Genomic DNA, 573 nt, shown 5'->3' on the forward strand with positions numbered 1-573 from the left:
ATATGACTTTGTATGAATACCATCAAAAAAATTATCTTACACAGAACCAGTTTTATGATAAGTTTAAAGATCATTATAGATGTGGTTATTTACAAGCGCATACTTACATTCATGCAATAAAGCAGTGTATGAAAGATATGTCTTCATTCTACGCTTTGTTAGACTTGTATAAGGAAGATCCTAAAAACAATCAAAAGCCATCGATGCCCAGATATAAACACGAGAACAGGCAGATGACACCAACATTTTTGAAGAATGCTGTTAGGTTAAAGAACGAGACTATGTTGCTGTCTATTGGTAAAGTGATGAAAAAAGAGAAMAATTTGAGATGCATTGAGATTAATCTTCCAAAGGAAGTCAGTTTATTTTTGTCAGATAAAAATATTAAGTCTACGACATTAAAGAAACTATCTGGTGGCAAGTATGAAGTGAAAGTAATTTATGAAATTCATAAACCTAAATTAAGGAAGACAAATGAAGTGATGGCTATAGATTTAGGTGTTTCAAATTTAGCAGCCCTAACATTTAAGGAATCATTGGATCAGATTTTAATTGATGGTAATGTAATAAAAA

1 protein-coding gene is annotated in these 573 nt (G+C 30.8%); it reads left to right on the forward strand.

Annotation, left to right across the window (positions count from 1 at the left end; translation table 11 throughout):
• The coding region (locus EZV73_RS28405) for a hypothetical protein (RefSeq protein WP_240843936.1) at positions 1–573 on the forward strand (573 nt) is incomplete at both ends.

This window comes from Acidaminobacter sp. JC074 (genome assembly GCF_022496765.1).
Taxonomy (GTDB): Bacteria; Bacillota; Clostridia; order Peptostreptococcales; family Acidaminobacteraceae; genus JABXKX01.